This window comes from Aeromonas sp. ZOR0002, from assembly GCF_963866995.1.
In the GTDB taxonomy this organism is placed as follows: Bacteria; Pseudomonadota; Gammaproteobacteria; order Enterobacterales; family Aeromonadaceae; genus Aeromonas; species Aeromonas caviae.
On record NZ_CAWMFQ010000109.1, the window covers coordinates 1 to 9481 of the forward strand.

The 9481-nt window shown below is 65.8% G+C and carries 9 protein-coding genes and 1 pseudogene; 5 read left to right on the forward strand and 5 right to left on the reverse strand.

Annotated features, from left to right (window positions below; translation table 11 throughout):
- A pseudogene (locus AACR77_RS06265) lies at window positions 1–284 on the forward strand (hypothetical protein); the annotation flags it as partial.
- 79 nt (window positions 285–363) lie between these two features.
- Here AACR77_RS06265 and AACR77_RS06270 read toward each other — a convergent pair.
- Complete coding sequence (locus tag AACR77_RS06270; protein ID WP_010675931.1) at window positions 364–741, reverse strand: hypothetical protein; 378 nt, start codon at window positions 739–741, stop codon at window positions 364–366.
- A 172-nt stretch (window positions 742–913) separates the two neighbouring features.
- Here AACR77_RS06270 and AACR77_RS06275 point away from each other — a divergent pair, with 172 nt between their 5' ends.
- The 3 genes from AACR77_RS06275 to AACR77_RS06285 all read left to right on the forward strand — a co-directional run bounded on the left by AACR77_RS06275 (window position 914) and on the right by AACR77_RS06285 (window position 4456).
- Window positions 914–2290: a bifunctional NUDIX hydrolase/phosphatase PAP2 family protein gene (locus AACR77_RS06275; RefSeq protein ID WP_042880404.1), complete on the forward strand. Its 1377-nt coding sequence runs from the start codon at window positions 914–916 to the stop codon at window positions 2288–2290.
- 9 nt (window positions 2291–2299) lie between these two features.
- Window positions 2300–3385 (forward strand): AI-2E family transporter YdiK, encoded by a 1086-nt coding sequence (ydiK, locus tag AACR77_RS06280; RefSeq protein ID WP_029314855.1) that lies wholly within the window; start codon window positions 2300–2302, stop codon window positions 3383–3385.
- A gap of 366 nt (window positions 3386–3751) precedes the next feature.
- Window positions 3752–4456 (forward strand): SDR family oxidoreductase, encoded by a 705-nt coding sequence (locus tag AACR77_RS06285; RefSeq protein ID WP_042880406.1) that lies wholly within the window; start codon window positions 3752–3754, stop codon window positions 4454–4456.
- Between the two features lie 90 nt (window positions 4457–4546).
- Here AACR77_RS06285 and AACR77_RS06290 read toward each other — a convergent pair whose 3' ends face one another.
- From AACR77_RS06290 to AACR77_RS06305, 4 genes are all read right to left on the reverse strand, one after another.
- Window positions 4547–5668, reverse strand: a complete 1122-nt coding sequence (locus AACR77_RS06290; protein WP_010675935.1) for an agmatine deiminase family protein — start codon at window positions 5666–5668, stop codon at window positions 4547–4549.
- Between the two features lie 16 nt (window positions 5669–5684).
- Complete coding sequence (locus AACR77_RS06295; protein ID WP_042880408.1) at window positions 5685–6794, reverse strand: extracellular solute-binding protein; 1110 nt, start codon at window positions 6792–6794, stop codon at window positions 5685–5687.
- Window positions 6791–7690 (reverse strand): N-carbamoylputrescine amidase, encoded by a 900-nt coding sequence (gene aguB, locus AACR77_RS06300; protein ID WP_042880410.1) that lies wholly within the window; start codon window positions 7688–7690, stop codon window positions 6791–6793. Before aguB ends, AACR77_RS06295 begins: the two co-directional genes overlap by 4 nt.
- Before the next feature lie 132 nt (window positions 7691–7822).
- Entirely contained in the window at window positions 7823–8875 is a 1053-nt protein-coding gene (locus tag AACR77_RS06305; RefSeq protein WP_042880411.1) for an agmatine deiminase family protein, read from the reverse strand.
- Between the two features lie 116 nt (window positions 8876–8991).
- Between AACR77_RS06305 and AACR77_RS06310 the strand changes: the two genes are divergently transcribed.
- A partial coding sequence (locus tag AACR77_RS06310; RefSeq protein WP_042880413.1) for a LysR family transcriptional regulator occupies window positions 8992–9481 on the forward strand: 490 nt, incomplete at its 3' end.

Sequence of the window (9481 nt, forward strand, 5' to 3'; positions counted from 1 at the left end):
AACAAGCCACCAAGGCGGCGAGCGACAGCGCCAAGCAGGCCGTCAGCAGCGCAGCGACCATCAGTGCCGCAACCACGGCGCAGCAGCAAGCGGCCAAGGCGGTGAGCGACAGCGCCAAGCAGGCCGCCAGCAGCGCCGCCGCCATCAGTGCCGCGACCAGTGCGCAGCAGCAAGCGGCCAAGGCGGTGCAGCAACAGGGCGAGAAGCGGGAAGCGACTTCCGGCACCCTGAGCGATCAGGCCAGGGCGGATGCCGAAGCGGAGCTGGAAAAACTGCTTAACTGACTTTTTAAGCGTCATGCCACCATAAAAACAGGCCATCACATGATGGCCTGTTGTTTATCTGACCCGTAGCAGGGGAAGATCAGAAATGGCGGTCCTGCTCGGTGGGCTTGGCACCCTTCTCTTCGCTGTGCTCGATGGCGGTGCGGATAAGGTCGACGCCAGCCCGGATGATCAGCACCCCCATGTTGACCAGCTTGACGCAGACCCACATGAAGGTGATGAGCAGGATCAGCTTGAGCACCGTCTGGAAGGCCTCCAGGAAGTTCTGCTCCAGCTGGGCGGTGAGCCCGTTGGCGCTGCTCATCAGCCAGGTGTACACCTCGCGCACGAAGGGGATCCGGCTCGGCATCTCCAGCACGTCCAGCGCCGCAGGCAGGGCCTGGAAGATGACGATGCTGCCAAACAGTATCAGGATGACGCCGATGGCAATCCCCAGAAAGAAACCGAACTGTCGCATGAAGAGCCCCACAATGTAGTGAATGAGAAGAACAATAGCCGCCAATACTAGGGACTGCCCGCGCAGACGGCAATCCTTGCGTCCCCCACAGGGTCGGTGCCCCCTGCAAGCCATTGCCCGGCCGTCTGATTTCTGTGACCCTTGTCCCCACTCCTTGCCCCTGGGTGTCATCATGTTTCGAGTCGTCTTCTGCCTGCTGCTGTTGCTGGGCGGTGCCCTGCCCGCCTCCCGCGCCGAATCCCCTCCCTCTGCGGCCGCCTGCGTGATCCGCCACCAGCAAGGGATCCTGCTGGTGCAGGACAGGCTCTCCTCGCGCTACAGCCTGAGCGGCGGTTACATCGACAGGGGGGAGACCCCGGAGCAGGCGGCCCTGCGCGAGCTGTTCGAGGAGACCGGCCTCCAGGGTCGCGTCACCGGCGAGCTGGGGCGCTGGCAACGGGCCAGGGTGTTCGCCTGCCAGACCCTGGAACCCCTGCGGGTCCAGCGAGGGACGGGGTTTGTCTCCCTGCTCCAGGCCCCGGATCTCGGTGGCGAGATCCTGAATGCCAGGCTGATCGCGGCCGCCGACCTGCCCCCTGACCAGCGTCGCTTCCCGGCGCAGCTCGACTGGATAGCCCCGAGGCTGGCCGAGGTGCCCGAGAGCCGGGTGCTGTGGGTGACGGATTTCAGCGACGCGGCCAGTGCGCTGCACCGCGCCGAGTTGCCGCTGATCCAGCGCCTGCAACAATGGCTAGGGCCGGATGCGCTCTGGCCAAAGGCGGGCAATCTGCTGGGCTCGGCCCCCTTCCAGCTGGCGCTGCTGCCCTTGCTGCTGCCCCTGCTCGGCTGGTCCAGGCTGCGCCACCTGCTGTTTGCCATGGTGCTGCTCACCCTGGTGGTGAACCTGCTCAAGGCGGGCATTGGCTGGCCCAGGCCCTTCCACCTGCAACCCGAGCTGGCCCGCCAGAGTGCCCAGGGCTTCGGCATGCCGAGCGGCCACGCCGCCTCGACCCTGCTCTACTGGGGCCTGCTGCTTGGCTGGCTGCCGGCACTGCGGGCATGGCAGGGGGCCCTGCTGTCCCTGTTGCTGGCCGGCGTGGCCGGGCTGGCCCGGGTCTGGCTGGGGGTCCACTTCCTCTCGGATGTGGTGGCCGGCCTTGCCCTGGGGGCCCTGCTGCTGGCACTGCGCGCCCCGCTGGCGAAGCTGGCGGCGCGCCCGCTCCCCTGGGCCGGGGTGCTCATCGCCAGCGCCCTCTCGGCCTGGCTCACCCAGTCCACCGCCCTGGCCGGGCTTGCCATGTTCACCCTGGGGCTGGTATCGGGTAATCTGCTATCACTCGAACGGAGCCCCACCCCCGCCCTGCCCGCCGCGCTGCTGACCCTGGCAGGGGGACTGGTCGTGGCAGGGCTCCTGTTCCTGGTGCCCGCGCTCACCAGCAGCTCTCTGCTGATCCTCGCGGGACAAGGGTGGCTCTTTGGCTGCCTGGGGTTCTGGCTCAGCGCCGGGCTCTGGTGGTCGTTATCCGCTATCCGTCACGGTGCCCGAACCGGGCGCTCAACCCCTCGTTAAGGGAATGCCATGAATATGAAAAAAGTGGATTTGGCCAAGATCACCCTGGGCTTGCTGTTCCTCAGCCTGCTCATCATCTCGTGCTTCATGGTCTTGCGCCCCTTCCTGCCCGCCCTGGTGTGGTCCACCATGATCACCATCGCCACCTGGCCCCTGATGCAGATGGCCCAGCGCCTGCTGTGGGGCAAGCGCACCCTGGCGGCGTTGCTGATGACCAGCATCTTGCTGCTCATCTTCGTCATTCCCCTCTTCATGACGCTGGCCAACGTGGCGGAGAAGGCCCCCATGCTCATCGAGCTGGGCACCGAGCTCAGCCAATCCCCACCCCCCGAGCTGCTCTGGTTGCAGCAAGTGCCCCTGGTGGGCGACAAGCTCTATGAGTTCTGGCAGCAGATCCTCGCGAGCGGCGGCCAGGTGCTGTTCACCAAGCTGGCCCCCTACTTCGGCCAGACCGCCCGCTGGCTGGCGGCCCAGGCGGGCAACCTCGGCCTGCTGTTCGTCCACTTCCTGCTGACCGTGGCCATCTGCGGCCTGCTCTACCACTCGGGAGAGAAGGCGGCAGAAGGCATTCGCCGCTTCGCCCACCGTCTGGCGGGCCAGCGCGGTGACAATGCGGTGGTGCTCGCCTCCCAGGCCATCCGTGCCGTCGCCATGGGGGTGGTGGTGACCGCCCTGGTGCAATCCTCGGTGGCGGGCCTGGGCCTGCTCATCGCCGGCATTCCCTATGTCATGGTGCTGGTGGTGCTGATGTTCCTGCTGATCGTCGCCCAGATAGGCCCCTTCCCGGTGCTGCTGGCCAGCGTCGGCTACCTCTACTGGAGCGGGGACACCACCTGGGGCACCTTCCTGCTGGTCTGGTCCCTGCTGGCGGGCACCATGGACAACTTCCTGCGCCCCTTCCTCATCAAGCGCGGGGCCGACCTGCCGCTGATCCTCATTCTGGTGGGGGTCATCGGCGGCCTGCTGGCCATGGGGATCATCGGTCTCTTCATCGGCCCCGTGGTGTTGGCGGTGGGCTACACCCTGCTGGATGCCTGGATCAAGGAAGATGACCAACCGGCGAGCGCTCTGGTGGAGCCGCCCAAGGCGCCGTGACGATTCATTGAGCCCCGATGCAAAGAGCCGCCCCAGGGCGGCTCTTTTGTTTATTACCGTCCTATGTTGGTTCGATTAGCGAAGTGTAATCGGACGATCGAGATGCCGCTGTCCGGTGTGTCCATGAATCAGCGGCATCTGGCAGAGGGGAAATACGAGTGGCCGTTATCGCGGGAGAATTGATTGACGCGAACATCCGATTACCCCTTACGGCTAATCGAACCGACGGCTGGTCGCGGCGTTTAGAACCAAAGTTCGAACCGGAACGCCAAAACACGAACCAGGGTTCGAATCACTCCTTCCCCTCCCCTGTTCCCTGCCGAAGGCGCCCGCCACAATGCCTGCACCATTGGAGGAGAACACAAGATGAACGAACTGAGAGCAACACGGGCCCTCATCAGCGGCGGCGCCAGCGGCATCGGACTGGCCATCGCCGAGGCCCTGGCCAGCCAGGGGGTGGAACTGATCCTGGCTTCCCGCCGCCTGGGGCTGCTGGAGCAGGAAGCGGCCAGACTGGAGGCACGATACGGGGTGCGAGTCATGGCACTGGCGCTGGATGTGTGCGACGGCGATCAGGTGCGGGACGGTCATGCCCGGATCCGGGAGCGGCTCGGCCCCGTCGATCTGCTCATCAACAACAGCGGGGTCGGCAGCGACCACCTGGTGCAGGATCTGCCGGAATCGGAGTGGGACAGGGTGATGGATACCTGTGCCAAGGGCACCTTCCTGCTGACCCGGGCCTGCCTGCCGGACATGCTGGCGAGCCGCCACGGCACCGTCATCAACATCGCCTCCCAGGCCGCCAGGCATGGCTATGCCAGGGCCGGCGTCTACTGCGCCGCCAAGTTTGCGGTCCTGGGGTTCACCAGGGCACTGCGGGAAGAGGTGCAGCATCAGGGCGTCCGGGTCCACACCCTCTGCCCAGGCCTGGTACAGGTGCCGCCCCCGGCCTGTCCGGGCGATCGCAAGCCCGGCTGGCTGCAGGTGGAGGATCTGGCCGAGGCCGTGCTCTACACCCTGCGCCAACCCGCTCACGTCCAGCTCGACGAGATCGGCATGACGGGGATCTGAGCGAGGCACCATGGAACGGCAGCAAGAACAAGGGGCGCCGAGGCGCCCCTTGTTCTGCGTCACACCGCCAGAGGCGGCCTGCGCGTAAGATCAGGCAGGTTGATGGAGGGTGATGCAGTGGATGCCGCCGCCACCGGCCGCCACCGGGTCTATGTCTATCTGCACTATCTTGCGCCCCGGATAGAGGCGGGCCAGCAGATCCCGGCAATGGCGGTCGGCCCTGGCATCCCCGAACTGGGGAGCGATGACGGCGCCGTTGATGGGCAGGTAGTTGATGTAACCGGCGGCAAAGTCCGGGCTGCGGCTGAACTTGTTGTCCCGCCCGCCCAGAGGCGGCGGCAGCTGATGCAGCTCCAGCTTGTTGCCGTCGGCGTCCGTCGCCTGCTGCAGGATAGCAAGGTGCTGGCGGGTCACCTTGTAGTCGTAGGAGTCGGGATCGTTGTCCATGTTGATCACCACCACCCCGGGGCGCACGAAGCGGGCGTAGAAGTCCACGTGGGCATCCGTAATGTCCTTGCCCTTGATCCCCGGCAGCCAGATGATCTTGCGCAGCCCCAGGTTGGCCTTGAGCTCCGCCTCCACCTGCGCCTTGGTGAGGCCGGGGTTGCGGTTGCTGTTGATCCAGCTGCTCTCGGTCATGATGGCGGTGCCGTTGCCGTCCACCTCGATGCCGCCCCCCTCACCGATGAGCTCGCTCTGCAGGTAATAGGCATCGGTCTGCCGGCCCACCAGGGCGGCGACCCTGGCGTCATGGCTGTGCTCCTGCTTGTCACCCCAGCCGTTGAAGTTGAAGTCCACCAGCCCGAGCCCTCCCTGCTCGTCCTGCACGAAGACGCCGCCGGTATCCCGCAGCCAGATGTCATCCATCTCGGCGTGGACGAAGTGGGTGTTGCGCTCGCCGCACAACTGGCGCGCCAGCGCCTCGTCATCCTCATGGCAGAGCACGTTGACCCGGGTGTAGGGCACCATGGCCTGCACCAGCCGCCCTATGGTGGCCTGCACCTCCTTGTAGTGGCGACCCCAGATCTCGCTGGTGGCCCCGAAGGCCACCCACACCAGGGCCTGGGGGGAGGACTCCTCCGGCATGTGGTAGCGAGCGGCGGCGCCGGGTTCGCCGGCGGCGAAGGCCGCGCGGGCACCGGGCAGGCTGCCAAACCCGGCAATGGCGCCAAGGGCGACCAGCTGTTTCAATACGTGGCGTCGGGAAAACATCGTTCTACTCCTGGGTTCAGAGGCTGCTCTTGAAGCGAGTCCAGGCTCGCATGCGGGCACGCATCTGGGATTGTGCTATATCCTGACCCGGAATGAGCCGCTGGTAGCTGGCCTCGTCCAGGTAGATATCCGGGTTGGCCGTCATGGTGGCATCCACCATGGGTCTGGCCTTGGCACTGGCAGTCGGATAGCCGGTGCTGTTGGTGATGGCCGCCATGTTGGCCGGGCGCATCACGAAGTTGATAAAGGCATAGGCATAGTCAGGATGGGGGGCATCCGCCGGGATCGCCATGGTGTCCATCCAGATGGTGCTCCCCTCCTTCGGCAATCGGTATTCGAAGTCGGCACCCTTGCCCGCCTCGGCGGCGGCGCGCCTGGCCTGGGTCATGTCGCCGCTGTAGCCCAGGGAGAGGCAGAGATCCCCGTTCACCAGCTGGGTTACCGGCTGGGACTGGAACTTGCGGATATAGGGCTTGATCCCCTTGAGCAGGTCCAGGGCCGCCTCCAGATCGTCCGCCTTGCCGCTGCGGGGATCCCGCCCAAGATAGTGCAGCACCACCGCCAGCACCTCGTCCGGGGAGTCGATGACCGAGATGCCGCAATCTGCAAATTTCGCCGCCAGCTCGGGCTTGAACAGCATGTCCAGGCTGTTCACCGGGGCATCCGGCATCCGCTGCTTGATAGCGTCCGCATTGTAGGTGAGCCCTATGGTGCCCCAGGTGTAGGGCACCACGGCCTCCTTCGCATGGGGATAGGCCTGCTGCAACCGCGCCAGGCCGGGGTCTATGTCCCCCAGGTGTTGCAGCTTGCCCTTGTCGAGGGGCTGCAGGCTGCCCGCCCGCATCAGCCGCTCCGCTACCGTGTCCCCTGGGAAGATGAGGTCATACCCGCTGCGACCCGCCATCAGCTTGGCCTCCAGGGTCTCGCTGCTGTCCATCACGTCGTAGATGACCCGGATCCCGGTCTCCCGGGTGAATTCGCTCAGGGTATCGGGGGCGAAATAATCGGACCAGTTGTAGAGGCGCAGCACCTTCTCCTCTGTCGCCTCCCCCGCCCCTTCTGCGGCCTGGGCCCCCAGACCCAGCAGCAGGGCCAGCCCCATGGCTATCTTGGTCAAGGCGCTCATGATGGACGCCCTCCCCGCTGGCCCTGCCCATCCAGGCTCAGCAAGGCGCCATACATCTCGGGGCGACGATCCCGGTAGATGCCCCAGGTCAGCCGCTCCTCGGCCATGGCGGCGAGATCCAGCTCCCGCACCAGCACGCCCGGGGTATCCCTGTCCGCCTCGGCCAGCAGGGCCCCCTTGTGATCCGTGATGAAGGAGGAGCCATAGAAGCGCATCTGCAACGCGGGATCCCGGGTCGCCACCTCGTGGCCCACCCGGTTGGCGGCGATCACCGGCATGATGTTGGCGGCGGCATGGCCGCGCTGGGTCAGCTGCCAGTGATCCCGCGAATCGAGCACCTCTGCCCCCGGCTCCGAGCCGATGGCGGTGGGATAGAGCAGCAGCTCGGCCCCTTGCAGCGCCATGGCGCGGGCCGCCTCCGGGAACCACTGATCCCAGCAGATGCCGACCCCGATGCGGCCAGCGGCCGTGTCCCAGACCCGAAACCCCGTATCCCCCGGGCTGAAATACTCCTTCTCCTGATAGCCGATGGCGTTCGGGATATGGGTCTTGCGATAGACCCCGAGCAGGCGACCATCCGCATCCGCCATCGCCAGGGAGTTGAAGTAGGCGTTGCCCGCACGCTCGAACCAGCTGATGGGCAACACCACCCCCAGCTCCCGCGCCAGGGCCGAGAAGCGGCGCAACACCCGGCTCTGCTCGAACGACTCCGCCAGCGCCAGATGGCCGTGGTATTGCTCGATGCAGAAATAGGGGGTGGCGAAGAGCTCCTGCAACAGCACCAGGTTGGCCCCCCTGGCGGCGGCGTCCCGTACCAGGCTCTCCGCTGTGTCCAGATTGCGCTCCAGCTCCCAGCTGCAAGCGAATTGTGTGGTGGCGACAACGATCTTGCTCATCCGGATACCCTCCCTGACACGCGTTCCCCCTGACAGGCAAACTGCATGGTTGCGACGACCTTGTTCATGAATCTCTCCTCCCTGATCCCGTCATGAGGCCTCGCAGACGCCTGACGAGGCCGCTCCAAACGCTTACCCCTGCACCGGCCAGGCCGGCTGCTGCTGGGTGATGCAGTGAATGCCGCCCCCGCCGTGGGCCAACTGGTTGATGCGCACCGGCACCAGCTGCCTGTTCGGGAAGGCGCGCCTCAGCACTTCCCCAGCCGCCTCGTCCGCGCCTACGCCGTAGGCGGGCATGATGATGGCGCCGTTGGCGATGTAGAAGTTGGTGTAGGAGGCGCAGAACACTTCCGCCTCGGCGTCCACCGCCTCGCTCGCCTCGAACAGCTCGAGGCACTCGAAGGAGCGACCTCTCGCATCGGTGGCCAGGGCCAGGGCTCGGCGGTTCTCCCGCACCACGCGGCCATAGGTGGAGTGCCCGTCCAGGGTGGCGTCCACCAACAGGTGGCCGGGGCGGCTGAAGGCGCAGACCCCGTCCACATGACCGTCCGTCATGTCGCCGGTGACGTGGTCCGGATCCCCCGGCAGCCAGATAGTCTTCTCGATGCCGAGCAGGCGGCTGAAGATCCGTTCGATCTCCACTTTGGTCATGCCGGGATTGCGGTTGCTGTTGAGCAGCACCGACTCCGTGGTGATCAGGGTGCCCTCCCCATCCACATGGATGGCGCCCCCTTCGTTGGCGAGGAAGCTGCCGATGCACTCCAGCTCCAGGCTGTTGAGCACGCGTCGCGCCAGCCCCTCATCCAGACCGTGGGCCGACTTGCCGCCCCAGGCGTTGAAACGCCAGCTGATCCCGGCGGTGCCAAGCTCGGGATGGCAGATGAAGGTGGGGCCGGAGTCACGGCACCAGCTGTCATCCACCGGCAGGGGAATGAAGCGCACCCCGTCGCCGCACAGGGCGCGAGCCTCCGCCTGTGCGGCGGGATCCACCACCAGGTTCACCGGTTCGAAGCGGGCGATGGCATTGACCACCCGGGCGAAGTCCTGCTGGACCTGGGGCAGGGTTACGCCCCAGCCGTTTTCCCACAGCGCCTTGTTGTGCGGCCAGACCATCCAGGTCGCCGCGTGCCGGCACCACTCCGCTGGCATGAACCAGCCCACAGCCCTCATTCCCTGCTCGCGCATCTCAGCCTCTCTGATTAGGTACTATTAAGGTTATTGACGATGGGAATAGACTATTCTCCCCGCTGATGGGTAACAAACGATCGATTTTCGATAAAAGTGATAAGTGGAGCTAATCAATGATGTTCAAACACTGGCCCCCTCTCAACGTGCTGCGCGGCTTCGAGGCGGCGGCCAGGCTCGGCAGCTTTCATCAGGCGGCCCAGGAGCTGCACCTCACCCAGTCTGCCATCAGTCAGCAGATCCGCTCGCTGGAGGAGCTGCTTGGCCAGCCTCTGTTTCACCGCCAGGGACGCTCCGTCGCCCTGACCGACGCGGGCCAGGATCTGCTGGAGACGACCCAGCAGGTGCTGCTGCAACTGGCGGTGGGAATACAGCGCCTCGAGCAGTACCGCAAGCCGAACCAGCTGGTGCTCAACACCAGCACCGCCATCGCCCGCCTCTGGCTGCTGCCCCGGCTGGCCGACCTTCACCGCCAGCATCCGGGCATCGATCTCTGGCTGTTCACCAGCGACGACACGCCGAACATGGCCGAGCAGACCATCGACATTTCGCTGCGCTGGGGGCTGGCTCCCCAGGCGGAATGCCGCCATCAGCCGCTGCTGGCGG